Annotated in this window: 23 protein-coding genes; 18 read left to right on the top strand and 5 right to left on the bottom strand. The window is 65.9% G+C overall.

Features of this window, described 5'->3' with window-relative positions; all coding sequences use genetic code 11:
* Positions 1–43 precede the first annotated feature (43 nt).
* The 3 genes from argH to AC3WLE_RS05195 all read right to left on the bottom strand — a co-directional run bounded on the left by argH (position 44) and on the right by AC3WLE_RS05195 (position 2,935).
* On the bottom strand, positions 44–1,456 hold the full coding sequence (gene argH, locus AC3WLE_RS05185; RefSeq protein ID WP_492318875.1) for an argininosuccinate lyase: 1,413 nt from the start codon (positions 1,454–1,456) through the stop codon (positions 44–46).
* 133 nt (positions 1,457–1,589) lie between these two features.
* On the bottom strand, positions 1,590–2,342 hold the full coding sequence (locus AC3WLE_RS05190) for an anti-sigma factor (protein WP_492356367.1): 753 nt from the start codon (positions 2,340–2,342) through the stop codon (positions 1,590–1,592).
* Positions 2,339–2,935, bottom strand: coding sequence for a sigma-70 family RNA polymerase sigma factor (locus AC3WLE_RS05195; RefSeq protein ID WP_010813835.1), 597 nt, complete (start codon positions 2,933–2,935; stop codon positions 2,339–2,341). Before AC3WLE_RS05195 ends, AC3WLE_RS05190 begins: the two co-directional genes overlap by 4 nt.
* A 160-nt stretch (positions 2,936–3,095) precedes the next feature.
* Between AC3WLE_RS05195 and AC3WLE_RS05200 the strand changes: the two genes are divergently transcribed.
* Positions 3,096–3,722, top strand: coding sequence for a ferritin-like domain-containing protein (locus AC3WLE_RS05200; RefSeq protein WP_492351456.1), 627 nt, complete (start codon positions 3,096–3,098; stop codon positions 3,720–3,722).
* A gap of 102 nt (positions 3,723–3,824) precedes the next feature.
* On the opposite strand, the gene ppc is transcribed toward AC3WLE_RS05200, so the two are convergent.
* Positions 3,825–6,863 (bottom strand): phosphoenolpyruvate carboxylase, encoded by a 3,039-nt coding sequence (gene ppc / locus AC3WLE_RS05205; protein WP_492356368.1) that lies wholly within the window; start codon positions 6,861–6,863, stop codon positions 3,825–3,827.
* A 74-nt stretch (positions 6,864–6,937) separates the two neighbouring features.
* On the opposite strand from ppc, the gene hemC reads away from it, so the two are divergent.
* The 10 genes from hemC to AC3WLE_RS05255 all read left to right on the top strand — a co-directional run bounded on the left by hemC (position 6,938) and on the right by AC3WLE_RS05255 (position 17,018).
* Positions 6,938–7,951: a hydroxymethylbilane synthase gene (hemC, locus tag AC3WLE_RS05210; protein WP_492356369.1), complete on the top strand. Its 1,014-nt coding sequence runs from the start codon at positions 6,938–6,940 to the stop codon at positions 7,949–7,951.
* A 9-nt stretch (positions 7,952–7,960) separates the two neighbouring features.
* Complete coding sequence (gene hemDX / locus AC3WLE_RS05215) at positions 7,961–10,081, top strand: fused uroporphyrinogen-III synthase HemD/membrane protein HemX (protein WP_492356370.1); 2,121 nt, start codon at positions 7,961–7,963, stop codon at positions 10,079–10,081.
* Between the two features lie 4 nt (positions 10,082–10,085).
* Positions 10,086–11,276: a heme biosynthesis protein HemY gene (locus AC3WLE_RS05220; RefSeq protein WP_492356371.1), complete on the top strand. Its 1,191-nt coding sequence runs from the start codon at positions 10,086–10,088 to the stop codon at positions 11,274–11,276.
* 159 nt (positions 11,277–11,435) lie between these two features.
* Entirely contained in the window at positions 11,436–12,143 is a 708-nt protein-coding gene (locus AC3WLE_RS05225; protein WP_492356372.1) for a pseudouridine synthase, read from the top strand.
* Positions 12,144–12,245: 102 nt separating this feature from the next.
* Entirely contained in the window at positions 12,246–12,818 is a 573-nt protein-coding gene (locus tag AC3WLE_RS05230) for a YqgE/AlgH family protein (protein WP_010813828.1), read from the top strand.
* Positions 12,811–13,236: a Holliday junction resolvase RuvX gene (ruvX, locus tag AC3WLE_RS05235; RefSeq protein ID WP_012353630.1), complete on the top strand. Its 426-nt coding sequence runs from the start codon at positions 12,811–12,813 to the stop codon at positions 13,234–13,236. Before AC3WLE_RS05230 ends, ruvX begins: the two co-directional genes overlap by 8 nt.
* A complete protein-coding gene (gene pyrR / locus AC3WLE_RS05240) occupies positions 13,233–13,769 on the top strand; it encodes a bifunctional pyr operon transcriptional regulator/uracil phosphoribosyltransferase PyrR (RefSeq protein ID WP_492318869.1) in 537 nt (178 codons plus the stop codon). Before ruvX ends, pyrR begins: the two co-directional genes overlap by 4 nt.
* 92 nt (positions 13,770–13,861) lie before the next feature.
* On the top strand, positions 13,862–14,836 hold the full coding sequence (locus tag AC3WLE_RS05245) for an aspartate carbamoyltransferase catalytic subunit (protein ID WP_010813825.1): 975 nt from the start codon (positions 13,862–13,864) through the stop codon (positions 14,834–14,836).
* A gap of 68 nt (positions 14,837–14,904) precedes the next feature.
* Positions 14,905–16,188, top strand: a complete 1,284-nt coding sequence (locus AC3WLE_RS05250) for a dihydroorotase (RefSeq protein WP_492351450.1) — start codon at positions 14,905–14,907, stop codon at positions 16,186–16,188.
* Positions 16,185–17,018 carry a lysophospholipid acyltransferase family protein gene (locus AC3WLE_RS05255; RefSeq protein WP_492351449.1) on the top strand — a complete coding sequence of 278 codons (834 nt, stop codon included), beginning with the start codon at positions 16,185–16,187 and terminating at the stop codon, positions 17,016–17,018. The genes AC3WLE_RS05250 and AC3WLE_RS05255 overlap by 4 nt, the downstream gene beginning before the upstream one ends.
* A 35-nt stretch (positions 17,019–17,053) precedes the next feature.
* Here AC3WLE_RS05255 and AC3WLE_RS05260 read toward each other — a convergent pair whose 3' ends face one another.
* The gene (locus tag AC3WLE_RS05260) at positions 17,054–17,902 is read right to left on the bottom strand and encodes a symmetrical bis(5'-nucleosyl)-tetraphosphatase (protein WP_492351448.1); all 849 of its coding nucleotides are present in this window, start codon (positions 17,900–17,902) and stop codon (positions 17,054–17,056) included.
* A gap of 232 nt (positions 17,903–18,134) precedes the next feature.
* On the opposite strand from AC3WLE_RS05260, the gene rfbB reads away from it, so the two are divergent.
* The 7 genes from rfbB to AC3WLE_RS05295 are packed head-to-tail and all read left to right on the top strand — an operon-like array spanning position 18,135 to position 24,588.
* The gene (gene rfbB / locus AC3WLE_RS05265) at positions 18,135–19,199 is read left to right on the top strand and encodes a dTDP-glucose 4,6-dehydratase (RefSeq protein WP_492351447.1); all 1,065 of its coding nucleotides are present in this window, start codon (positions 18,135–18,137) and stop codon (positions 19,197–19,199) included.
* Positions 19,189–20,103: a dTDP-4-dehydrorhamnose reductase gene (rfbD, locus tag AC3WLE_RS05270; protein WP_492356373.1), complete on the top strand. Its 915-nt coding sequence runs from the start codon at positions 19,189–19,191 to the stop codon at positions 20,101–20,103. Before rfbB ends, rfbD begins: the two co-directional genes overlap by 11 nt.
* 10 nt (positions 20,104–20,113) lie before the next feature.
* Positions 20,114–20,992 (top strand): glucose-1-phosphate thymidylyltransferase RfbA, encoded by an 879-nt coding sequence (gene rfbA, locus AC3WLE_RS05275; protein ID WP_492351445.1) that lies wholly within the window; start codon positions 20,114–20,116, stop codon positions 20,990–20,992.
* Positions 20,989–21,546: a dTDP-4-dehydrorhamnose 3,5-epimerase gene (rfbC, locus tag AC3WLE_RS05280; protein WP_492351444.1), complete on the top strand. Its 558-nt coding sequence runs from the start codon at positions 20,989–20,991 to the stop codon at positions 21,544–21,546. Before rfbA ends, rfbC begins: the two co-directional genes overlap by 4 nt.
* A 40-nt stretch (positions 21,547–21,586) precedes the next feature.
* Positions 21,587–23,002 (top strand): mannose-1-phosphate guanylyltransferase/mannose-6-phosphate isomerase, encoded by a 1,416-nt coding sequence (locus AC3WLE_RS05285; protein WP_492351471.1) that lies wholly within the window; start codon positions 21,587–21,589, stop codon positions 23,000–23,002.
* 1 nt (position 23,003) lies between these two features.
* On the top strand, positions 23,004–23,825 hold the full coding sequence (locus AC3WLE_RS05290; protein WP_492351470.1) for an ABC transporter permease: 822 nt from the start codon (positions 23,004–23,006) through the stop codon (positions 23,823–23,825).
* 1 nt (position 23,826) lies between these two features.
* The gene (locus AC3WLE_RS05295) at positions 23,827–24,588 is read left to right on the top strand and encodes an ABC transporter ATP-binding protein (protein ID WP_492351469.1); all 762 of its coding nucleotides are present in this window, start codon (positions 23,827–23,829) and stop codon (positions 24,586–24,588) included.
* Positions 24,589–24,610 lie beyond the last annotated feature (22 nt).

Below are 24,610 nucleotides of genomic sequence, written 5' to 3' on the forward strand. Positions count from 1 at the left end.
TTCTTGCGCAAAACTTACGCGAAACTTACAGGGGGTCCCGCTGTTACAGCGCCGCGCGCGCGGCCGCGATGGCGGCGCGCACCTGCGCCGGCGCCGTGCCGCCGATATGGTCGCGCGCGGCGACCGAGCCTTCCAGCGTCAGCACCGCGTGCACGTCGTCGCCGATCAGCGCGGCCTTGTCGCCCAGGCCCGAGACCTCGCGCAGCTCGGCCACGCTCAGGTCGGCCAGGTCGCACTGGCGGCTGTCGCAGGCGCGCACCGCGTGGGCCACGGCTTCGTGGGCGTCGCGGAAGGGCAGGCCCTTCTTGACCAGGTAGTCGGCCAGGTCGGTGGCGGTGGCATAACCCTGCAGCGCGGCGGCGCGCATCGCTTCGGGCTTGACGGTGATGCCCGGCACCATGTCGGCAAAGATGCGCAATGTGTCCACGACGGTATCGACCGTATCGAACAGCGGCTCCTTGTCTTCCTGGTTGTCCTTGTTGTACGCCAGCGGCTGGCCCTTCATCAGCGTCAGCAGGCCGATCAGGTGGCCGTTGACGCGGCCGGTCTTGCCGCGCGCCAGTTCGGGCACGTCGGGGTTCTTCTTCTGCGGCATGATCGAGCTGCCGGTGCAGAAGCGGTCGGCGATGTCGATAAAGCCCACACGCGGGCTCATCCACAGCACCAGCTCTTCCGAGAAGCGCGACACGTGCGTCATCACCAGCGCGGCGGCGGCGCAGAATTCGATGGCGAAGTCGCGGTCCGACACGGCGTCCAGCGAGTTGCGGCACACGCCGTCGAAGCCAAGCTGCTGCGCCACGAACTCGCGGTCGATCGGGTAGCTGGTGCCGGCCAGCGCGGCGGCGCCCAGCGGCAGGCGGTTGACGCGCTTGCGGCAGTCGGCCATGCGCTCGGCATCGCGCGTGAACATCTCGTTGTAAGCCAGCAGGTGATGGCCGAAGGTGACGGGCTGCGCCACCTGCAGGTGGGTGAAGCCCGGCAGGATGGTGTCGGCATGCTTATCCGCCAGGTCCAGCAGCGAAATGCGCAGCGCGCCGAGCAGGGCGACGATGTTGTCGATCTCGCTGCGCAGCCACAGGCGGATATCGGTGGCGACCTGGTCATTGCGCGAGCGGCCGGTGTGCAGGCGCTTGCCGGCATCGCCCACCAGCGCGGTCAGGCGCGCCTCGATGTTCAGGTGGACGTCTTCCAGGTCCAGCTTCCACTCGAAGCCGCCGGCCTCGATCTCGGCGCTGATCTGCGCCATGCCGCGCTCGATCTCGGCGCGGTCGGCCTCGGCGATGATGCCCTGCTTTGCCAGCATGGCCGCGTGGGCCAGCGAGCCCTGGATGTCGAACAGGGCCAGGCGCTTGTCGAAGAACACCGAGGCGGTGTAGCGCTTCACCAGGTCGGACATCGGTTCGGAGAAGCGGGCGGACCAGGCTTCGCCTTTCTTGGCAAGTTGGGAGGTGGACATGGACGTCGGCTGCAGTGGCTCGCGCGGGCAGGCGCCGGCGTGCGGACGGCGGCGGGCGCGAGAAATTGGGAAACGGCGATTATATCGCCCGCCGGCCCGCTGGCGGCGTCGGCCGGCGCGGCAGCGCCGTTCATCAGAGCCGGCTGTGGATCACAGGCCCCTTGAACACCACCGGGCCGCTTGGCCCATCGGCATTGGGCGAGCCGCCCGGCGGCTCGATGCTGACCGCCAGCGCGGGCACCGCCGCGGGCAGTTGCGCCAGCGCCAGCCGGGCTTCGGGTGTCCGGCCGATCACGCCGAGCGACTGCGGCTTGCCGCTTGCAGGCAACGCCCACAATTGCAATACCTGCTCGTCGCTCAGCGCCAGGTGATCCAGGCGGCGCACGATCAGGCTGCGTGCGCCGGCATCCCACGACACCAGCATCGCAGGCTGGGCACGGTCGTCGTTCAGCACGGCGACGACCTCGGCCGGCGCCGCCTGATCCCGTCGGGCCAGCTGGATGCCGATGCCGACGGCCAGCACCGCCACCATGGCCATTGCCGCCGCGGCGCCACGCCAGAACACCGGGGCCGACCACAGGCGCTGCCACCAGCCGTCCGCGGGGCGGGTGTCAGGGGCCGGGCGGTCCGGCTGACCGGCCGGATCTGCCACCTTCCAGCCGAGGCGATCCTCGATCCCGCACCAGACCTTGTCGACCGGCTCGGCGGCCGCCTGCAACTCGGCCACGCCCGCCAGCCGCGCCTGCCAGCGGTGGATCGCGGCGCGCACCGCGGGCTCTTCGCGCGCGAGTTGTTCCAGGCGGCGCCGTGCGCCGCCGCGCAGCACTCCCAGCGCGTACTGCGCGGCGATGCGGTCGAGCAGGTCGGGATGGCTGGCCAGCTTCATGCCGCGCCCTCCATGCAGCTGCGCAGCCGCTCCAGGCCGCGCCGGATCCAGGACTTGACCGTTCCCAGCGGCGCGCGCAGGCGGGCGGCCAGCTCGGCGTGGCTCAGGTCCTGCAGGTAGGCCAGCATGATGGCCTGGCGCTGCGGCTGCTCCAGGCGCTGCAGGCAGCGGTTGAGCGCGCGTGCCTGCTGGCTGGCATCGGCCAGTTCCGCGGGCCCGGCAGTGTCGTCGGCCAGCCATTCGCCCAGGTCTTCGTCAAGCTCGACCGTCTGCCCGACGCGTGCCGCGCTCGCCCGGCGCAGGCAGTCCAGCGCGCGGTTGCGCACGATCGCGGTCATCCAGGTCATCGGCGCGGCCAGGTGCGGCCGGTAGTCGCCGGCGTGGTGCCAGATGCTGACAAAGCTTTCCTGCACGACATCCTCCGCCCAATCGCGCCTGCCAGTGATACGCAGCGCAAGGCCAAACAGTTTCGTCGCGGTGAGGTCATAGAGGCCGCGCAGCGCCTGCCGCTCGCCGATGGCCACGGCCTGGAGCAGGGCCGCAAGCCGCTCGGCGCCGGGCGGCGCGGCGTAGGTTTCGGCGGAAGGGGACACCGGAGAGGGGGGCACCGGGGCGTCTCGCGAAAGGGTGTTGCCGGATTATAGGCACGACCTTGCATCCGATTGGCCCCGGCGTGCGTATCAGGTGGCAGGCGCACGATGGCGGCCCCAGACTGCGGGCCGCGGCGCCGTTGATCCCACACAGGAGAACACCATGGAACGCATGCGCACGACTGCCGCCACGGCAGATCCGGCCGATTCCCGTGACCGCATTGTGACCGCGCCCGATGCGCGCCGCCGCGGGCTGCTCAAGGCGCCGGGCCTGTTCGCACTGGGCTCGCTCGCCGTCATCAGCCTAGGCGAGTCCATGCCGGCCTGGGCGCAGACCCAGTCGGGCAGCACCAGGGACGACATCAATATCCTGAACACCGCGCTGGGACTGGAATACCAGGCGATCGCCGCCTACCAGGTCGGCGCGGAAAGCGGCCTGCTGCAAAAGCCGGTGCTCGCCACCGCGGTCAAGTTCCAGGACCACCACAAGGCGCACGCGCAGGTGCTGGCCGGGACGGTGTCGAAGCTGGGCGGCACCCCGGTGGTGGCGAAGAAGGCGTCGGAATACACCTTCCCGACTGACAAGCTGAAGACCCAGGCCGATGTGCTGCGCTTTGCCGCGGGGCTGGAGAGGGGCGCCACCGCCGCCTACCTGGGCGTGCTGCCGAACTTCCACAACCGCGAACTGACCCGCGCCGCCGGCAGCATCCTCGGGGACGAGGCGATGCACTGGGCGGTGCTGCTGCACGCGCTGGGTGAAGATCCGGTGCCGGGGGCGTTTGTGGGGTGAGGGGTCAGACTGGCGCCATTTGAAAGAGCTGCCGCCCGATGTGGACGCGCCCCTCTCCCGCTCGCGGGAGAGGGGCGCAGACCGGCAGCATTCTGACGCCAATCAGCCCGTATTGCGCAGGCCCGCCGCGACCCCGTTGATGGTCAGGTGGATGCCGCGCCGCACCCGGATGTCATCGCCATCCTTGCCCGAGCGGAAGCGCTTGAGCAGCTCGACCTGCAAGTGGTTCAGCGGATCGAGATACGCAAAGCGGTTCTTGATCGAGCGCGCCAGCAGCGGGTTGTCCGCCAGGCGTTCCTGGTGGCCGGTGACCAGCGTCAGCATCTCGCAGGTCAGGTGCCATTCCTTGCTGATGCGGTTGAACACGGTGCGGCGCAGGGCCGCGTCGTCGCACAGCTGGGCGTAGCGCGAGGCCACGGCCAGGTCGGTCTTGGCCAGCACCATGTCCATGTTGGACAGCAGCGTCGAGAAGAACGGCCAGGTCTTGACCATGCGGCGCAGCGTGGTCACGGCCAGCTTGCGCGCCTTGTCGTCCGGCGCGGTGTCCAGCAGCGACTTGACCGCGCTGCCGAAGCCGTACCAGCCCGGCAGCAGCAGCCGGCACTGGCCCCACGAGAAGCCCCACGGAATCGCCCGCAGGTCTTCGATGCGGCGGTTCTTCTTGTCCATGAGCTTGCGCGAGGCCGGGCGCGAACCCAGGTTCAGGTCGGCGATCTCGGTGATCGGCGTGGTGGCGAAGAAGTAGTCCTTGAAGCCCGGGGTCTCGTAGACCAGGTCGCGGTAGGCGGTGAAGGCCCGGTCCGACAGCTGCTGCATCACGGCCTCGAACATGTCGAGGTCCCTGGGTGCGTTCTGCTGCGGCAGCAGCGAGGCTTCCAGCGTGGCGGCGACCACGGTTTCCAGGTTACGCCGGCCGATCTCGGCGTTGGCGAACTTGCTGTTGATGATCTCGCCCTGCTCGGTCAGCCGGATCTGGCCGTTCACCGTGCCCGGCGGCTGCGACAGGATGGCCTGGTAGGTCGGGCCGCCGCCGCGGCCGACGGTGCCGCCGCGGCCGTGGAACAGGCGCAGCTTGACCTGGCGCTGCTCGAACAGCTGCACCAGCTCCAGCTCGGCCTTGTACAGCTCCCAGGTTGAAGTCAGGAAGCCGCCGTCCTTGTTCGAGTCCGAGTAGCCCAGCATCACTTCCTGCTCGACGCCATGGTGCGCGATCACCGAATCAAAGCCCGGCAGGTCCAGCAGCGACTGCATGATGCCGGCGGCGTTGCGCAAGTCCTCGATGGTCTCGAACAGCGGGATCACCATCAGCTCCATGCGCGCCGGGTCGGTCTTGCTGCCCAGCGTGCCCTGCAGCATGCCGGATTCCTTCTGCAGCAGCATCACTTCGACCAGGTCCGACAGGGTCTCGGTGTGCGAGATGATGTAGTTGCGCGCAATGCGCTTGCCATAGCGCGCGCGCAGCTCGCGCGCGGCGGCGAAGATCGCCAGTTCCTTGCGGGTCTGCTCGGAATACTCGTGCCACGGCAGCGTCAGCAGGCGCGGCTGGCGCAGTTCGGCCAGCAGCAGTTCCAGCTTGCGCGCCTCGGGCAGGGCGGCGTAGTCGGGAGCGATGCCGGCGGCGGCGAACAGCTCGGCGATGACCGCCTCGTGCACGTCCGAGACCTGGCGCATGTCGACCGATGCCAGGTGGAAGCCGAACACGCCGATGGCGCGCGCCAGCGCGTCGATGCGGCCGTTGGCCAGCGCCTGGCCATGGTTGGCGCGCAGCGAGTCGACCACCACCTGCACGTCGGCGGCAAAGGCCTCGGCGCTGTCATAGGGCTCGGCCGGCGCCACCGGGCGGCGCGGCACGGCGTGGCCGGTCAGCGCCTTGCTGGTTGCGGCCAGGCGCGCGTAGATGCCGATCAGCGCGCGGCGGTAGGGTTCGTCGGCGCGATGCTCGGAGTGGTCGGGCGAGCGCTCGGCCAGCGCCAGCAGTTCCGGGCTAGCGTCGACCATCAGCGTCGACATCGACAGCTCCGCGCCCAGCGCATGGACCTCATCCAGGTACCAATCGATGATCATCTGCCCCTGCTGGCTGGCGGCGTGCTCCAGCGTCTCGGCGGTGACGTTGGGGTTGCCGTCGCGGTCGCCGCCGATCCAGGAGCCCATCTGCAGGAACGGCGCCAGCGGCGCCGGCTGCGCGCCCGGGGTGCCCTTGCGCTTGCGCGTGGTCGGGAACACCGCGGCGATGTCTTCTTCCAGCTCGCTCATCAGCTGCGGGATGCCGCGCAGGAAGCAGGTGCGGTAGTAGGACAGGGCGTTTTCGATCTCGTCGGCCACCGTCAGGCGCGAATCGCGCAGCATGCGGGTCTGCCACAGCGTGGTGACCTTGGCGCGCAGCTGCGCGGTGTTGCGGTCGCGCTCGCGCGCGGTCATCGGCAGGTCGCGCTCGGCCAGCAGGCGGGCGATCTCGCGTTCGGCGTCGAGAATGCTCTTGCGCTGGACTTCGGTCGGGTGCGCGGTCAGCACCGGCACGATCAGAGCCTCGTCCAGGAACTTGCGCAGCTGCTTGCCGGTCACGCCGGCGGCGTCGATCGCCTCCAGCGCGTGGGCCAGGCTGCCCGCCTGCGGCGGCGAGCCGGCCAGCGCGTGCACGCGCCGGCGGCGGTTGTGGTGCTGGTCCTCGGCGATATTGGCCAGGTGCGAGAAATAGCTGAAGGCGCGCACGACCTGGTTGGTCTGGTCGCGTGACAGGCGCTTGAGCAGGCGGTCCAGCTCGGCGCCGGCGGCGCGGTCATTCTCGCGGCGGAAACGCACCGCGGTCTGGCGGATGGTCTCGACCACCTCGAAGGCGGCGTCGCCTTCCTGTTCGCGCAGGCATTCGCCCAGCAGGCGGCCCAGGAAGCGGATGTCCTCGCGCAGCGGCACGTCCTTGTCGGCGGTGCGGCGGGCGGTGGGGGCGATGGTGGTTCCGTTGCTCGACACGATGGAAAGCTTGGGCTTGGGGGAACGTTTGGTCCCGCTGCGGCTGGCGGGGCGTTTCGGTTCGGCGGTGGATGCGCCGTTTGCGTCACCCTGGCCGGCGCCGAGGGCAGGGCTTTGGTCTTTCGCAGCCGGGGCGGTCCGCCGGCCGTTGGGGCGCGCAGCATGCTGCGTCATGCAATCTCCTCGTTCTGCTTCTAGCTTATCTATTGATGCGGAGGGACTATTGGGTCGCGTGCTACCATTGACGCATGTCGTCTGCCACCCTGTCTTCCTCTACCGCTGTCGTGTCTCGCAATCTTCCGCAAAAGCTCGTCATTGCCTCCCGAGAGAGCCGTCTGGCCCTGTGGCAGGCAGAACATGTGCGTGCTGCATTGCAACAATACTATCCCGCGTGCGACGTGTCCATTCTTGGCATGACCACGCGCGGAGACCAGATTCTAGACCGTACGCTGTCCAAAGTCGGCGGCAAGGGTCTGTTTGTCAAAGAACTGGAGTTCGCGATGGACGAAGGCCGGGCGGACCTGGCGGTGCATTCGCTCAAGGATGTGCCGATGGAGTTGCCCGAAGGCTTCGCCCTGACCGCGGTGATGGAACGCGAGGATCCGCGCGACGCGCTGGTGTCTTCCGCCTACGCCTCGCTGGACGAGATGCCGGCCGGCACCGTGGTCGGCACCTCCAGCCTGCGCCGTGAAGCCGCGCTGCGCAGCCGCTATCCGCAGCTGGTGATCAAGCCGCTGCGCGGCAACCTGGACACGCGGCTGGGCAAGCTGGATCGCGGCGAATACGGCGCCATCATCCTGGCCGCCGCCGGCCTCAAGCGCCTGGGCCTGGGCGAGCGCATCCGCGCGCTGATCCCGATCGAGGTGTCGCTGCCGGCCGCAGGCCAGGGCGCCCTCGGCATCGAGATCCTGGCCAACCGGCCTGAACTTGCGCAATGGCTGGCGCCCCTGAACCACCAGCCGACGGCGCTGGCCGTGAGCGCCGAGCGCGCCGTGTCGCGCATGCTGGGCGGCTCGTGCCAGGTGCCGCTGGCCGCCCATGCGCGCTGGGAAGGCGATCAGCTGAAGCTGGACGCCTTTGTCGCCTTGCCCGATGGCACGCGCGCCATCCGCGCTGCCGCGTCCGGCCCGGCAGTTGACCTGGCCGCCGCCGAAGCGCTTGGCCAGGCCTGCGCGCGCGACCTGCTGGCGCAGGGTGCCGCAGCCATCCTCGCGGCACTGGCCGATTCTGGCGATCCCGCCGGCTCCCAAGCTCCTGCCTGAGGCTGCCCCATGCCCAGCCCGACCGTCGTTGTCACACGACCCGCCGGGCAGTCCCGGCAACTGACCGAGGCGCTGCAGGCCGCGGGCCTGGACGTACTCAGCTTTCCCTTGCTGGGCATCGGCCCGGCCGTTGACGACGCGCCGCTGCGCGCGGCGCTGGTGCGGCTGAACACCTTCGCGCTGGTGGTCTTTGTCAGTCCCAATGCCATTGCCTACGCGCTCGACACACTGGCTGGCGTGCAGGGCGTGGCCGTGGCCCAATGGCCGGCGCAGGTGCCGGTGGCGGTGGTCGGGCCGGCCAGCGTCGCGGCCCTGGCCGAGCGCGGCATCGCGCCGCCCGCGTGCCGGGTGATCGCGCCCGCGGGCGCTGCCGCAAACGGGCAGGGCCCCGATGACGCCGCACCGGAGGCCGAAGCGCTGCGCTTCGACTCCGAGGCCCTGTGGGCCCAGCTCGATCCCGCCGCGCTGGCGGGCAAGCCGGTCCTGATCATCCGCGGCAACGGCGGGCGCGACTGGCTGGGCGACCGCCTGCGCGAGGCCGGCGCCCAGGTCGAGGCCGTCGAGGCCTACCAGCGCACGCTGCCCGAACCCAGCGCCATGCAGTGGCAGGCCGTGCGCGACAACCTGCGTCCCGGCGCGGCGCCGCATGCGTGGCTCCTAACCAGTTCTGAAGCGGTGCGCAACCTTGACGCGCTGGCACGCCAGCATCTGTCGCCTGAGGAAGACGCTGCCCTGCGGCAGGTGCAGTGCATCGCGCCGCATGCGAGAATCGCCGAACAGGCGCTGGCGCTGGGCTTTCCCCATATCCTGCGCGCCGCCCCGGGCGATGCCGGCCTGCTGGCGGCGTGCCTGCAGTGGGCCGATGCCCATGCCGGTCCGGCGCCGGCAAGCATGGCCAGCGCGGCAATCGACGCCAGCCCGCCCAGCGCCACAGCCGAAGCGCCGCCGGCCCCCGTGCCGGACGCAGCAGTTCCCGCAACGTCAACGAAGGTCGAACGCGTGACGCAAGAAACCACGTCCTCCTCCGCTACGCCGCCGCCCACGGCGGCCTCCGCAGCATCGGCGCAAGCAGCGTCCGCGCCGGGCCCCGCTACCCCCGCTGCTCCCAGTGCAGCCTCACGGCGGTCCGCTGCGTTGTGGGCGCTCGTCGCCGTGCTGGTGGTGGCGACGGCTGGCGGCTTCTGGTGGCTGCAGCAGCGCGTTGACCACCTGACCGGCGAGCTCGCGCGCCGCCAGCAAAGCAATGATGCGCTGGTGCAGGAGTCGCGCGTGCTCACCCGCAACGCGCAGGACACGGTCAAGGAACTGCAGGCCAAGGTCGGTGCACTGGAGAACCAGGTCGGAGAGACCCGCGACAAGCAGGTGGCGCTGGAACAGGTCTACCAGGACCTGATGCGCAACCGCGACGACTGGGAAATCGCCGAGATCCAGCAGTTGCTGACCAGTGCCGGCCAGCAACTGCAGCTGACCGGCAACGTGCAGGTGGCGCTGGCCGCGCTGCAAAGCGCCGACGCCCGCCTGGCGCGCGCCGACAAGCCGCAATACAACCTGCTGCGCCGCGCCATCGCGCGCGACGTCGCGCGCATGAAGGCGGTGCCCGACACCGACCTGACCGGCTCTGCAATTAAACTGGACGAGGCCATCAACCAGGTCGATTCACTGCCGCTGCTGTCCAGCGAACGCATGCTGGAGCGCAGCGAGGCCGACGCCCGCAAGGGCGCCGCGGCCAACGGTGCCAGCGCGCCGGCCGCCGCCAACGGCGCGGGCCCGGGCTGGTTCACGCGCCTGTGGGATTACCTGCGCGAAGAACTGGCGCAGGTGGTCCGCATCCGCAAGGTCGACGACGCCGAGGCGCTGCTGCTGTCTGGCGACCAGGGCTGGTTCCTGCGCGAGAACGTCAAGCTGCGCCTGCTCAATGCGCGCCTGGCATTGCTGTCGCGCAACGAACCCGTGTTCCGCAACGACCTGGCCGCCGCGCAGGCGATGATCGGCCGCTATTTCGATACCAAGTCGCGCCGGGTGCAGGGGGTGCTGACGCTGCTGCGGCAGGCGCAGGCCGGCGCGGTCACGGTGCAGTTGCCGACCATGTCCGAAAGCCTGGGCGCGCTGCATGCCCTGAAGAAGGAGTAAGCCCATGCGCCTTCTGTTCTGGGTTGCGGTCCTGTTTGGCGGCGCCGTCGGGCTGGCCCTGTTCACGCAGTTCAACCACAGCAATGTGGTGCTGTTCTATCCGCCGTATCGCGTCGAGCTGTCGCTGAACCTGGCGCTGGCCTTGCTGCTGTTGCTGTTCTTCGTGGTGTGGACGGTGATGTCCACCGTCCGCCATCTGGCCGACATGCCGCGCCGCGCCGCCGCCTACCGCGAGCGCAGCCGCATGAGCAAGGCACAGGCGGCGCTGCGCGAGTCGATCGAAAACCTGTTTGCCGGCCGCTTCGCCCGCGCCGAGCGCGCCGCGCGCGAGGCGCAGTCCTGGGACGACCAGGCCCAGACCGCCGCGCTGATCGGCGCCCGCGCCGCGCACCGGATGCAGGAAACCGAGCGGCGCGACGCCTGGATGGCGCAGGTCACCGACCCCGAGCGCGAGCAGGCGCGGCTGGTGTCGATGGCCGAGTTGCTGGTCGATGCCCGCGACGCCGACGGCGCGCTGGAGACCATCGCCCAGCTGCAGTCGCAGGGTGCGCGCCAGATCCACGTGCAGCGCATCGCGTTGCGCGCGCACCAGCACCTGAAGAACTGGACCGAGGTGCTGCGCCTGGCGCGCTCGCTGGAAAAGCGCAACGCGCTGCATCCGGTGCTGGCGCTGCGGCTCAAGCAGATGGCCGTCGAAGCCATGCTGGAGGAACGCCGCCACGACGCCGACGCGCTGACCGAGTTCTGGCGCTCATTGTCCGCCGACGAACGCCGCGCCACCCGCATCGCCGAACCCGCGGCGCGTTACTTCGCGGCGCTGGGCCGGCAGAATGAAGCCCGCCGCATCATCGAAGACGCGCTCAAGGTCAACTGGGACAGCCGCCTGGTGCTGCGCTATGCCGATTGCGCCGTTCCCGGCCACGCGCTGCCGCAGATCCAGCAGGCCGAGAAGTGGCTGGCCGCGCATCCCGCCGACGCCGACCTCTACTACTCGCTGGGCGTGCTGTGCCTGGGCGAGAAGCTGTGGGGCAAGGCCCAGTCCAGCTTCGAGCGCGCACTGAAATATGCCGAGCCCGACCAGCAGCGCCGGCTGCGCGTGCGCACGCACCTGGCGCTGGCGCGGCTTTTTGAGGAAACCGAGCGCTTCGACGACGCGCAGCGACATTATCGCGAGAGCGCGATGCTGGCGGCCTGAGGATTTCAGGCGCTCGCGAACTCACCGCTGACAAAGCCTGCAAACTGACGGCTTGCTCCCTCTTCCGCTTGCTGGAGAGGGAGCACACAAACGGTTGCCCAGAGCTCCGTGGCGCTTGTCATCCCGGGCCATCAACCATCCTTACGTACTTTCCATTCCATGACACTCGACCGCATCCTCCAATCCCAGGGCTTTGGCACGCGCCGGTACTGCGGCGACCTGATCGCCGCCGGGCTGGTCGAGGTCAACGGCGAACTGTGCGAAGACCCGCGCGCGCAGTTTGAAGTCGACGGCCTGCGGCTCACCGTCGACGGCGAGGAATGGCTGGCCTGCACCAAGGCCTACCTGATGCTGAACAAGCCCACCGGCTACGAGTGCTCGCAGCGTCCGCGCCATCATCCCAGCGTCTACAACCTGCTGCCGGTGCCGCTGCGCCAGCGCGAGGTGCAGGCCGTGGGGCGGCTGGACCACGACACCACCGGATTGCTGCTGCTGACCGACGATGGCCAGTTCATCCACGCCCAGACCTCGCCCAAGCGCAAGGTGCCCAAGATCTATGAAGTGACGACCGCCGAGCCGGTCACGCCGGAGCAGGCCGATGCGCTGTGCAGTGGCGTGCAGCTGCTCGACGAACCGGCACCGATCGCGGCAGAAGCGTGTGAGATCACCGGCGAACGCAGCCTGCGGCTGACCCTGGTGCAAGGCAAGTACCATCAGGTCAAGCGCATGGTGGCGGCGGCCGGCAACCATGTCAGCGCGCTGCATCGCAGCGCCATTGGCGGCCTGCAGCTCGATCCGGCCCTGGCCGAAGGTGAGTGGCGCTGGCTGACGGCACAAGAGCTGGCCGCCCTGACCCGCAAGGATTGAGCCAAACGGCAGTTCCAGAGCGTGGCCGGGCGCTCATTGCTGCACTGCAGCGCCCGCCAATCTTTTCCGGAAGACCCCCGGCGATTTGATAAAATGCAAGGCATGGCGAAGCCCGAAGCACCTATCAATCTGACCAATCAGTTCCTGATTGCCATGCCTGGCATGGCCGATCCGACCTTTTCGGGTTCCGTCGTCTATATCTGCGAACACAATGAGCGTGGCGCGCTCGGGCTGGTGATCAACCGGCCCATCGACATCGACATGGCCACGCTGTTCGACAAGATCGACCTCAAGCTTGAAATCCAGCCAGTCGCGCACCAGCCGGTCTACTTCGGCGGCCCGGTGCAGACCGAGCGCGGTTTCGTGCTGCATGACCCGGTGGGCGTCTATGTGTCGTCGCTGGCCGTGCCCGGCGGGCTGGAGATGACCACCTCCAAGGACGTGCTCGAGGCCGTGGCCAACGGCAGCGGCCCGCACCGCTTCCTGCTGACGCTGGGTTACTCCGGCTGGGGCGCCGGCCAGCTGGAGGAAGAGCTCAGCCGCAACGGCTGGCTGACGGTCCAGGCCGACCCCGAGATCATCTTCAGCGTGCCGCCCGACGATCGCTTCGCCGCCGCCATCCGGCTGCTGGGCATCGACTTCACCATGCTGTCCGGCGAGGCCGGGCATGCCTGATGCCGTGGGGCGTGAACTGCCCCGCGACGGCACGGTCCTGGCATTCGACTACGGCGAAAAAAAGATCGGCGTTGCGCTGGGCAACTTCATCACGCGCGAGGCGCGTGCGCTGACCATTCTCCCCAATATCACCGTGGAAGGCCGCTTCGAGGCCGTGGCGGCGCTCATCCAGGCGTGGAACCCGGTGCAGCTGATCGTCGGCATGCCGGTCAACCCCGAAGGGGGCGAGCAGCCCTCGATGAAGCTGGCGCGGCGTTTCGGCAACCAGCTCAACGGCCGCTTCGGCCTGCCGGTGGAGTGGGTGGACGAGCGCTATACCTCGCGCGCCGCGTCGATGGCCGGCGCCCGCCGCGGCGAGCTCGATGCCGAGGCCGCCCGCATCATCCTGCAACAGTATTTCGACCAATTCCCGCTATGACGCAGATTTCCGTTCCCGACGCCGAGTCGCTGTACCGCAAGCTGCTGGACCAGGCCCGGGCCCTGATCCCCGAGGCCGAGCGTGCGCGCTGGTCGGTGGCCGGCATCCATTCTGGCGGCGCATGGATCGCCGCGCGGCTGGCCGCTGACCTGAAGCTGCCCGAGCATGGCGTGATCAACGTTGCCTTCCATCGCGACGACTATGCCAAGAAGGGCCTGCACAGCCAGGCCCAGCCGACCACGCTGCCGTTTTCGGTGGATGACCGCAACATCCTGCTGATCGACGATGTGCTGGCCACCGGCCGCACCATCCGTGCCGCCGTCAACGAGCTGTTCGACTACGGCCGCCCCGCGCGCGTGGCGCTGGGCGTGCTGGTCGACCGCGGCGGGCGCCAGCTGCCGATTGCCGCCGACCTGACTGCCGCCGAGATGGCGCTGCCGCCCGGCACCACGCTGGTGCTGTCGCGCCAGGGCGAGGGTGCCGGCGCACAATTCGCCTTTGCGACCGAACCTACCGATTCCGCCACCGGCTAAACCGGCCCGCATGCCCCAGGCGCGCCCGTGCGCGCCTGGCCCCCAGCTCCGAGACCAGACCACCCCCGTTTTTTGCCCGCGCCCGACCAGCCATGACCAAGACGTTCCGCAACCCGCAGCTCACCAAGAACGGCGAACTGAAGCACCTGTTGTCGATCGAGGGGTTGTCGCGTGACATGATCACGCACATCCTCGACACCGCCAGCCAGTTCGTATCGCTGTCCGACTCAGACCGCGATGTCAAGAAGGTGCCGCTGCTGCGCGGCAAGAGCGTGTTCAACCTGTTCTTCGAGAACTCCACCCGCACCCGCACCACTTTCGAGATCGCCGCCAAGCGGCTGTCGGCGGACGTGCTGAACCTGAACATCAACGCCTCGTCGACCAGCAAGGGCGAGTCGCTGCTGGACACCATCAACAACCTGTCGGCGATGTCCGCCGACATGTTCGTGGTGCGCCATGCCAGCTCGGGCGCACCTTACCTGATCGCCGAGCACGTCGCGCCGCACGTGCACGTGATCAATGCCGGCGACGGCCGCCACGCGCACCCGACGCAAGGCCTGCTGGACATGTACACGATCCGGCACTTCAAGAAGGATTTCACCAACCTGACGGTGGCCATCGTCGGCGACATCCTGCACTCGCGCGTGGCACGCTCCGACATCCACGCGCTGACCACGCTGGGCGTGCCCGAAGTGCGCGCCATCGGTCCGCGCACGCTGCTGCCGTCGGGGCTGGAGCAGATGGGCGTGCGCGTCTTCCACGACATGGAAGAGGGCCTGAAGGGCGTGGACGTGGTCATCATGCTGCGGCTGCAGAACGAGCGCATGAGCGGCGCGCTGCTGCCGTCGGCGCAGGAATACTTCAAGGCCTATGGCCTCACGCCCGAGCGCCTGGCACTGGCCAATCGCGACGCCATCGTGATGCACCCGGGACCCATGAACCGTGGCGTCGAGATCGATTCCGCCGTGGCCGACGGCCCGCAGTCCGTGATCCTGAACCAGGTGACCTTTGGCATCGCCGTGCGCATGGCGGTGATGGGCATCGTGGCCGGGAACAGCGACGAATGACAACAGGGCTGACCCACGAAACGCGCCAGACCACACCGAACCAGCCAAGCGACACGACAAGCCAAGCTATGAAGATTCACATCAAGGGCGGCCGCCTGATCGATCCGGCCAGCAACACCGACGCCACGCAGGACCTCTACATCGCCGCCGGCAAGATCGTCGGCGTTGGCAGCGCCCCGGCGGACTTCACCGCCAACAAGACCGTCGATGCCAGCGGCCTGATCGTGTGCCCCGGCCTGGTCGACCTGTCCGCGCGCCTGCGCGAGCCCGGCTACGAATACAAGGCCACGCTCGAATCCGAAGTGGCCGCCGCCACCGCCGGCGGCGTGACCAGCCTGGTCTGCCCGCCCGATACCGATCCGGTGCTCGACGAACCGGGCCTGGTGGAAATGCTGAAGTTCCGCGCCCGCACCCTGAACCAGACCCACGTGTACCCGCTGGGCGCGCTGACGCTGGGCCTGAAGGGCGAGACGCTGACCGAGATGAACCAGCTGACGGAAGCCGGCTGCGTCGGCTTCAGCCAGGCCGAGGCCCCTGTCCTCAACACCCAGGTGCTGCTGCGCGCGCTGCAGTACGCCCAGACCTTCGGCTTCACCGTCTGGCTGCGCCCGGAAGACCCGTTCCTGGGCGGCGGCGTCGCCGCCAGCGGCGCGGTGGCATCGCGCCTGGGCCTGTCCGGCGTGTCAGTGATCGCCGAAACCGTGCGCCTGCACACCATCTTCGAACTGATGCGCAGCACCGGCGCGCGCGTGCACCTGTGCCGCCTGTCGTCCGCCGCCGGGCTGGAACTGGTGCGCCAGGCCAAGCGCGAAGGCCTGAAAGTGACCTGCGACGTCAATATCCACCACGTCTCGCTGACCGACATGGATATCGGCTACTTCAACTCGCAGATGCGCTTCTCGCCACCGCTGCGCAGCCCGCGCGACCGCGACGCCATCGTCGCCGCGCTGGCCGACGGCACCATCGACGCCCTGTGCTCCGACCACACGCCAGTGGACGACGACGAGAAGCTGCTGCCGTTCGCCGAGGCATCGCCGGGCGCAACCGGCCTGGAACTGCTGCTGCCGCTGACCCTGCGCTGGGCCGCCGAGCACAAGGTCCCGCTGGTCCAGGCACTGGCCCGCATCACCGCCGAACCCGCGCGCGTGATCGGCCTGAAGGCCGGCACCCTGGCCGTCGGCAGCGCCGCCGACGTGTGCGTGTTCGACCCCAGGCAGGTCTGGAAGGTCGACCGCCGCTCCATCAAGAGCCAGGGCAAGAACTCACCGTGGCTCGGCTACGAGATGGAAGGCAAGGTCCGCATGACCCTGGTCGGCGGGCAAGTCGTCTACGGAAACCACGCCCACGCATGATCTGGCTGCGCAAGACCGCGCTGGTGCTGCACCTGCTGCGCGGGCTGGTGACCTGCGCCTTGCTGTTCCCGTGGCTGGGCGTGCGCACGCGCGAGTGGCATATTCGCCGCTGGTCACGGCGGTTGCTGCGGATTTGCGGGGTGGAGGTGGAAGTGGTGGACGCCACCGGCGCAGCGTCGCACGGCGCTGGCCGCCAGGGCGCGATGGTGGTTTCCAACCATATTTCATGGCTGGATATCTACGTCATCCACAGCTGGCAGCCGGTGCGGTTTGTCGCCAAGTCAGAGATCCGCAGCTGGCCGCTGATTGGGTGGCTGTGCGACAAGACGGGAACGATCTTCATCGAACGGGCGCGCAAACGCGATGCCCACCGCGTGCTGCACGACATCACCGACGTGATGCTGCAGGGCGACCTCGTCGGCGTGTTCCCGGAAGGCACCACGACCGACGGCACCGAGGTGCTGCCATTCCACGCCAACCTGATGCAGGCGCCGATTTCTGGCGGGTTGCCAGTTCAGCCCCTGGGGCTGAACTACCTCGATGCCGCTACGGGGCAACCAACGCTTGCCGCCGCCTACATCGGCGAGACCACGTTGCTGCAGTCACTGGAAGCGGTCTTGCGAGCACCCCGGATCAAGGCCCGGCTGGTGATCGGGCCCGCGCTGGCGTCGGCCTCGGGTGACCGTCGCGAGCTTGCGAACTCCGCCAGGGAGGTGGTCGCCCACCTCAGCCAGGGCGCGCCGGAACACGCTGCCGCCGCGGCCCGACGGCTGAACCACCCCGTCGAGCCCGGTGGCGTGCCCCAGCCAAGCTCCGCTGCCATCAGCTAGCCGTCCTGTCGTCCCCGCCAACGCGGGATTGCCAGTCAGGCCAGCGGGTCACAATATTGCGGGCAATCAACCTGAACGACGGTCCGTTCGGCAGGATCCTGTGCCAACCGGGCCGCCGTCAGCTTGCCACCCCAGACGCAGCCAGTATCCAGCGCCATCAGATTCGGCCGCATGACCAGGCCCAGCGTCGACCAATGGCCGCATACCACGGTCACATCCTCGGTACGCCGCCCCGGCACGTCGAACCACGGCATGAACCCGTCCGGCGCCTTGCCCAGGCCTTCCTTGGTCTTGAAGTCCATCACGCCATCGACAGTGCAGTAGCGCAGCCGGGTGAGGGCATTGACCACCACCCGGTGGCGTTCGATGCCGCGCAGGCCGTCGTGCCAGCGGTCGGAGGCGTTGCCGAAGATGTCGGCGAGGAAGCGTTGCCAGTTGGGGCCTTGGAGTTGATCTTCGACTTCGCGGGCGAGGTCGATGACCTGGGAGGCGGTCCATTGGGGGAGGACGCCGGCGTGGACCAGGAGGAAGTTGTTTTCCAGCAGGGCCAGGGGGCGATGGCGGAGCCAGATTAGCAAGTCCTCACGGTCGGGGGCGGTCAGGATGTCGTCCAGGGTGTCGGATTTGCCTTTTTTGCGCACGCCAGCGGCGACGGCGAGGAGGTGGATGTCGTGGTTGCCGAGGACGGTTTCGGCGCGGCTGCCCATAGCGCGGATGGCACGGAGGGTTTGGAGGGAGGCTGGCCCGCGGTTGACCAGGTCGCCGACGAAGCGGAGGGCTGGCGGGGTCGGCAATTCTGCCAGTAGTGTGTCCAGTGAGGCGGCACAACCTTGTAGGTCGCCGACAGCGTGGAGTGTCGAATGAGGCGCTTTATTGTTGGGCATCAGAGCCGGAGAAAAAGTATTTCGCTTCTATTTGTAGTTTTGTGACCGATATACCGTGGCATGGTTACATGAGGCTACAAAAAGAGGGGGAGGTGACGTAGGTTAGAGCAATCCGTCGGATAGAATACCGCCACTTCTGCAGGCACTTAACGCCCCGCCGTCCAGGATGCGGACAAGGTGGGCGCTCGGCTTTTGCCGGGTCATCGAAACATATCGAGGCAAGGAGCAAGTTTTGTCGCATATTTTGGTCACAGGCGGTGCCGGGTTTATCGGCGCCAATTTCGTTCTAGCATGGTTGGGCGACAAGTCGGCGGATGGGGTCATCAACGTCGATAAACTCACCTATGCAGGCAATCGGAAGACGCTGGCGTCGGTCGAAGACGATCCACGGCACGTGTTCTCGCAAACGGATATTTGTGACCGTGATGCCTTGGACGAGCTCTTCGCGACCTACAAGCCGCGCGCAGTCGTGCACTTCGCAGCGGAAAGCCACGTAGACCGGTCCATCCATGGTCCGGGCGAATTCATCCAGACGAATATCGTTGGTACCTTCACGCTCCTGGAAGCGGCTCGCGCTTACTGGGGCAGCCTCGAAGGGCAGGCCAAGTCAGACTTCCGCTTCCTGCATGTCTCGACCGACGAGGTTTTCGGCTCGCTGAGCGAGACCGATCCCCAGTTCTCGGAAACGACGCCGTACGCGCCCAACAGCCCGTACTCGGCATCCAAGGCGGCCTCGGATCATCTGGTGCGCGCATACCACCATACCTACGGCTTGCCGGTCCTGACGACGAACTGTTCCAACAACTACGGTCCGTATCATTTCCCGGAAAAGCTGATCCCGCTGATTATCGCCAATGCGCTGGCGGGCAAGCCGCTGCCGATCTATGGCGATGGGCTGAATGTGCGTGACTGGCTGTACGTGCGTGACCACTGCTCGGCGATCCGTGAAGTGCTTGCCAAGGGCCGACTCGGCGAGACCTACAACGTCGGCGGCTGGAACGAGAAGACCAACCTGGACGTGGTGCACACGCTGTGCGATCTGCTGGACGAACTGCGTCCGAAGGCCACCGGTTCTTACCGCGACCAGATTACCTTCGTGAAGGATCGTCCGGGGCATGACCGCCGCTATGCCATCGATGCTCGCAAGCTGGAGCGCGAGTTGGGTTGGAAGCCGGCGGAGACGTTTGAATCCGGCATGCGCAAGACGGTGCAGTGGTACCTGGATAACCAGGCGTGGGTGCAGGATGTGATGTCTGGCGAGTACCGGAACTGGGTGGCGAAGCAATATGCAGCGTAATCCCGCGGTTCCGACCATTCTCGTAACGGGCAGCAACGGGCAGGTGGGGTTTGAACTGCGCCGGAGCCTTGCGCCGCTGGGAAACGTGGTGGCACTGGATCGCACTGGCTGCGACCTGTCGCGACCGGACGAAGTCCGTCGTCTGGTGCGTGATTGCCGGCCCGACGTGATCGTCAATCCGGCGGCCTACACCGCGGTGGACAAGGCGGAAACTGAGGTGGATCTGGCCTTTGCCATCAACGGCACGGCACCCGGCATCCTCGCCGAGGAGGCAAAGGCTCTCGGCAGTCTGCTGGTCCACTATTCGACCGACTATGTCTTTGACGGCACCAAGGACGGTGCCTATGTCGAAAGCGATGCCGTCAATCCGCAATCGGTCTATGGCAAGAGCAAGCTGGCCGGGGAGCAGGCAATTGCCGCGGCCGGTGGTGCCGCCCTGGTTCTGCGGACCTGCTGGGTGGCTGGTGCTCATGGCGGTAACTTCGCCAAGACCATGCTCAAGCTCGGCCGCGAGCGCGACAGCCTGCGCGTGATTGCCGACCAGTTCGGCGCTCCCACCACGGCCGCGCTGATCGCCGATGTGACCGCACAGATCGTGGCGCGACACTGGCTCCACGGCAACCGCCAGGCCTTTGCCTCCGGCATCTACCACCTGGCAGCCGCCGGCGAGACCACCTGGCACGCCTACGCCACCGAAGTGCTGCGCTACGCCGCGACCCAAGGCATCGACCTGAAGGTGGATCCAGCCCGCATCGAGGCCATCCCCGCCACGGCGTATCCCCTGCCTGCTCCGCGTCCGGCCAACTCCCGCCTGGACACCGGCAAGCTGCGCCAGACCTTCGGTATCCATCTTCCAGATTGGCAGCAAGGTGTGCACCACCTGCTGAACCAGATCTTTTCCTGAGCAAGACATCATGCGCAAGGGCATTATCCTCGCCGGAGGTTCCGGTACTCGGCTCTATCCGATCACGCGATCGGTCTCGAAGCAGTTGCTGCCGGTGTACGACAAGCCGATGATTTACTACCCACTGTCCACGCTGATGCTGGCGGGGATTCGGGACATTCTGATCATCTCCACTCCGGAAGATACCCCGCGTTTTGTCGATATGCTCGGCGACGGGAGCAAGTGGGGCATCAACCTGCAGTATGCGGTGCAGCCGTCGCCGGACGGGTTGGCGCAGGCTTTCATCATCGGGCGTGACTTTGTCGGCAACGATCCGTCCACGCTGATTCTTGGCGACAACATCTTCCATGGCCACGATCTGGTTAGCCAGTTGACTCGCTCGGCCCAGCAGTCGGTGGGGGCAACGGTCTTTGCATATCACGTGCATGATCCCGAGCGTTATGGCGTCGTTGAGTTCGATGAGAACTTCCGTGCGTTGTCGCTCGAAGAGAAGCCGCTGAAGCCGCGTTCCCACTACGCTGTTACTGGGCTGTATTTCTATGACAACCAGGTTTGCGATATTGCCGCTGATATCAAGCCTTCTGCACGCGGCGAGCTCGAGATTACCGATGTCAACAAGCGTTATCTGGAGATAGCGCAGTTGGATGTGGAGATCATGGGGCGGGGGTATGCTTGGCTTGATACCGGGACGCATGAGTCGTTGCTGGAAGCAGCCAGCTTTATTGCCACACTGCAGAACCGCCAGGGGCTGATGGTGGCTTGCCCTGAAGAGATTGCTTACCGCAGCAAATGGATCAGTGCGGAACAGGTCGCCGCGCTGGCCATGCCACTTACCAAGAACGGGTACGGCAAATACCTGCAGCAAATCATCTCGGAGTCCATCAAATGAGTCTGAACGTCATTCGCACTGCGATTCCGGACGTCATGATCATCGAGCCAAAGGTGTTCGGCGACGATCGTGGGTTTTTTTTCGAGAGCTTTAATGCTCGTCAGTTCGAGGAAGCGACTGGCGTGAGGCGGGAGTTCGTGCAGGACAACCATTCCCGTTCAGTCCGTGGGGTCCTCCGCGGCCTGCATTATCAGATCAAGAACCCGCAAGGCAAGCTGGTGCGCGTGGTGGCCGGCGAGGTCTTCGACGTTGCCGTGGATATCCGCAGGCAATCCCCGACATTCGGTCAATGGGTCGGTGTCGCGCTCTCCGCCGAGAACAAGCGCCAGCTGTGGGTGCCTGAAGGGTTTGCGCATGGCTTTGTCGTGACTTCAGAGTACGCAGAGTTCCTGTACAAGACCACTGACTACTGGTACCAGGAGTTCGAACGTAGCATTGTCTGGAATGATCCGACGCTATCGATCGACTGGCCGATAGCCGAACCGATGCTCGCAGCGAAGGATGCTGCAGGCCAGCGCTTCGACGCGGCGGAAGTTTTCGAAGACGCAGTTTGAGTTTGCTCTCTTTCTGCCTGATGCTGGTAGCGAGGACGATGTGAGTCTAATTCCAATCATTCTGAGTGGCGGCGCTGGCTCCCGGCTCTGGCCGGTATCGCGCGAACACCATCCTAAGCCATTTATCCGGCTCGCGGATGGACAGAGCCTGCTGCAGAAGGCCTATCTTCGGGCGGCGGGCTTGCCTGAGGTTGAGCATGTCATCACGGTGACCAATCGAGAGCTCTTTTTCAAGACCGTCGACGAGTACCGGGAAGTCGGTATCGATGGCGTTCGCACGTCGTTTCTGCTGGAACCTGCGGGGCGCAATACTGCAGCCGCGATCGCGGTAACTGCGCGGTATGTGGCCGATACGTTCGGTGAGGACCAGGTCTTGCTGGTCCTCACCGCCGATCACCTGATCGCCGATCAGTCTGCGTTCGCTGAAGCCGTTGCACGTGCGGAAGCACTATCGCGCGATGGCAAGATCGTGACGTTCGGGATCCAGCCCGATTTGCCGGAAACCGGCTTTGGTTATATCGAGGCGGATGGAACGAAGGTTGTTCGCTTCGTAGAGAAGCCAACGCTGGAAAAGGCTCAGGAATATCTTGCGTCTGGGCGTTTCCTGTGGAACTCCGGCATGTTCTGTTTTACCGCCGGCAGCATCCTCCGCGAACTGAATGAGCACCGGCCGGACATTCTTGCCGCCGCTACCGAATGCATGAAGCAATCGCATGTCGCAGCTGGCCCGGAGTGGACCCAAATCGATTTGGATTCCATAGCTTTTCGAGCGGTTCCTGATGAGTCACTTGATTATGCCGTGATGGAGAAGTGCACGAGTGCCTCGGTGGTGCCTTGCAACATTGGATGGAGCGACATCGGGTCATGGAAGGCGCTTGGCGACCTACAGAAGGCTGACGCGCACGGAAACAGAATCGACGGCGACGTGGTCATGTATGACGTCACTAACTGTTTCGTGATGAGCCATGAACGCCTGATTGGAGCGGTGGGCGTCGAAAATCTCGTTGTGGTCGATACGCCCGACGCGCTGCTGATTGCCCACAAGGATCGCACGCAGGATGTGAAGCACATCTACGGCGAGCTGAAGAAGCGCGGTCACGATACCTATAAGCTACATCGCACTGTGCGCCGGCCTTGGGGTACCTATACGGTGCTCGAAGAGGGTCCGCGTTTCAAAATCAAGCGGATAGAGGTGAAGCCGGGCGCGAGTCTCAGCCTGCAAATGCATCACCATCGCAGCGAACACTGGATCGTGGTGCGCGGCACCGCGAAAGTGGTCAACGGCGAGAAATCGTTTCTGGTTGCCACGGATGAATCAACCTACATCCCCGCGGGACACAAGCACCGGCTTGAGAATCCGGGTGTTGTCGATCTCATCATGATCGAAGTGCAAAGCGGAGATTACCTCGGGGAGGACGACATCGTCCGATTCGAAGACGTGTATGGACGTGTCTGATATGGATATTGCAGCAACTGGACGCACGGAACGGCATCTTGCGGAGCATGCCGGGAACGATGACCTGATCATCGGCATTCGCTCGGCGCGGATCTGGGGAACGCTGGGCTGGCATGACATCAAGCAGCGGTATCGACGCTCGGTCATTGGACCATTCTGGTTCACGCTGAGCACGGCAATCATGGTCGTGGTTCTTGGGGCGTTGTATTCAACGTTGCTGCACCAGGAAATCCGCGACTATCTTCCATACTTGGCCGTCGGCCTGGTGGTATGGCAGTTCATCGGTGCAGTGGCCAATGAAGGCTGCTTGTCGTTTATCGGGGCGGCTTACCTGATCAAACAGGTTCGGATTCCGTTGACAATTCACGTTTGTCGGATTGCGTGGCGTAATTTTGCGATCTTGCTCCATAGCCTCCCGGTAGTAGTGATCGTGCTGATCGCGTTCGGTCACTGGCCGACCTGGGAGTTTTTTCTGGTGCCGCTGGCTCTCGCGCTGTTGCTTCTGCACGGCATTTGGGTCGGTGTCTCGCTCGGCGTCTTGTGCGCGCGGTTCCGCGACATTCCGCCAATCGTCGGCAATTTGATCCAGGTCGTGTTTTTCTTCACGCCGGTTATGTGGTCGCCGGAGATATTGAAAGAGCGCAGCTGGGTGGCCGAATATAACCCGTTGTACCACCTGATCGAGACGGTTCGCGCGCCCATCACCGGCCGGCCTCTCCATTGGGAGTCGTGGGCATGGTCAATCGGTTTGCTGGTGTTTGGCTTTGCGGTCGCGCAGCTGTTGATGCGTCGCTATCGCAACCGTGTTCCTTATTGGCTGTGACATTGTGAGCTCATACATTAATGCCCGGGAAATTTCGGTTTCCTTTCCCATCTACGAAAACTCGCATCGTTCACTCAAAAAGGCGGTGTTGAACCTGACAACTGGCGGCCGGATTGGCCGGGACGCAGGCAATCACGCGGTAGTGACGGCGCTGGATCAGCTTAGCTTCCGCTTTTCTGACGGCGAGCGGATTGCTTTGGTCGGCCACAACGGTTCTGGCAAGACCACGCTGTTGCGGACACTGTCCGGAGTCTACGCCCCGGTGAGCGGCATGCTGGAAACGAAGGGCAAGATCGCCTCGCTGCTGGACGTGTCAATGGGACTGGATCCTGATGCGACAGGCTTCGAGAACATTTATCTTCGCGGCATTCTGGATGGCCTGACACCGGCAAAGATCCGCAGCAAGATTGATGAGATTGCTGATTTCAGCGAGTTGGACGAATACCTGAACTTGCCGGTACGGACGTATTCGAGCGGCATGATGTTGCGCCTGGCGTTTGCTATCTCGACGAGTGTTGAGGCAGACATATTGATCATGGACGAATGGTTGAGCGTCGGTGATGCGGCTTTTGCCGAGAAGGCCGAAAAGCGGCTCGGTGCACTGGTTCAGAATGCATCGATCCTGGTGGTTGCCTCACATGACCCGAATATGGTGCAGCGGATTTGCACTCGGCGAATCGAAATGCAGCACGGCAGGATCGTATCCGATACTCCGATTGCTCCCGCAGTGGCCGAAGAAGTGGCGTGGCAGGAGGCAAGCTGACTTACAGACGAAAGTCTGGACA

Source organism: Cupriavidus sp. FW306-1B-F12B, assembly GCF_058781795.1.

Bases quoted from the DNA above. Each gene is read 5' to 3' on its own strand.
- rfbA (WP_492351445.1), top strand. From the start codon at position 20,114: ATGCGCAAGGGCATTATCCTCGCCGGAGGTTCCGGTACTCGGCTCTAT.
- AC3WLE_RS05255 (WP_492351449.1), top strand. From the start codon at position 16,185: ATGATCTGGCTGCGCAAGACCGCGCTGGTGCTGCACCTGCTGCGCGGG.
- AC3WLE_RS05220 (WP_492356371.1), top strand. From the start codon at position 10,086: ATGCGCCTTCTGTTCTGGGTTGCGGTCCTGTTTGGCGGCGCCGTCGGG.
- AC3WLE_RS05225 (WP_492356372.1), top strand. From the start codon at position 11,436: ATGACACTCGACCGCATCCTCCAATCCCAGGGCTTTGGCACGCGCCGG.
- pyrR (WP_492318869.1), top strand. From the start codon at position 13,233: ATGACGCAGATTTCCGTTCCCGACGCCGAGTCGCTGTACCGCAAGCTG.
- AC3WLE_RS05230 (WP_010813828.1), top strand. From the start codon at position 12,246: ATGGCGAAGCCCGAAGCACCTATCAATCTGACCAATCAGTTCCTGATT.
- AC3WLE_RS05250 (WP_492351450.1), top strand. From the start codon at position 14,905: ATGAAGATTCACATCAAGGGCGGCCGCCTGATCGATCCGGCCAGCAAC.
- AC3WLE_RS05245 (WP_010813825.1), top strand. From the start codon at position 13,862: ATGACCAAGACGTTCCGCAACCCGCAGCTCACCAAGAACGGCGAACTG.
- ppc (WP_492356368.1), bottom strand. From the start codon at position 6,863: ATGACGCAGCATGCTGCGCGCCCCAACGGCCGGCGGACCGCCCCGGCT.
- ruvX (WP_012353630.1), top strand. From the start codon at position 12,811: ATGCCTGATGCCGTGGGGCGTGAACTGCCCCGCGACGGCACGGTCCTG.
- AC3WLE_RS05260 (WP_492351448.1), bottom strand. From the start codon at position 17,902: ATGCCCAACAATAAAGCGCCTCATTCGACACTCCACGCTGTCGGCGAC.
- hemDX (WP_492356370.1), top strand. From the start codon at position 7,961: ATGCCCAGCCCGACCGTCGTTGTCACACGACCCGCCGGGCAGTCCCGG.
- AC3WLE_RS05290 (WP_492351470.1), top strand. From the start codon at position 23,004: ATGGATATTGCAGCAACTGGACGCACGGAACGGCATCTTGCGGAGCAT.
- AC3WLE_RS05200 (WP_492351456.1), top strand. From the start codon at position 3,096: ATGGAACGCATGCGCACGACTGCCGCCACGGCAGATCCGGCCGATTCC.
- rfbD (WP_492356373.1), top strand. From the start codon at position 19,189: ATGCAGCGTAATCCCGCGGTTCCGACCATTCTCGTAACGGGCAGCAAC.
- argH (WP_492318875.1), bottom strand. From the start codon at position 1,456: ATGTCCACCTCCCAACTTGCCAAGAAAGGCGAAGCCTGGTCCGCCCGC.
- AC3WLE_RS05190 (WP_492356367.1), bottom strand. From the start codon at position 2,342: ATGAAGCTGGCCAGCCATCCCGACCTGCTCGACCGCATCGCCGCGCAG.
- hemC (WP_492356369.1), top strand. From the start codon at position 6,938: ATGTCGTCTGCCACCCTGTCTTCCTCTACCGCTGTCGTGTCTCGCAAT.
- rfbC (WP_492351444.1), top strand. From the start codon at position 20,989: ATGAGTCTGAACGTCATTCGCACTGCGATTCCGGACGTCATGATCATC.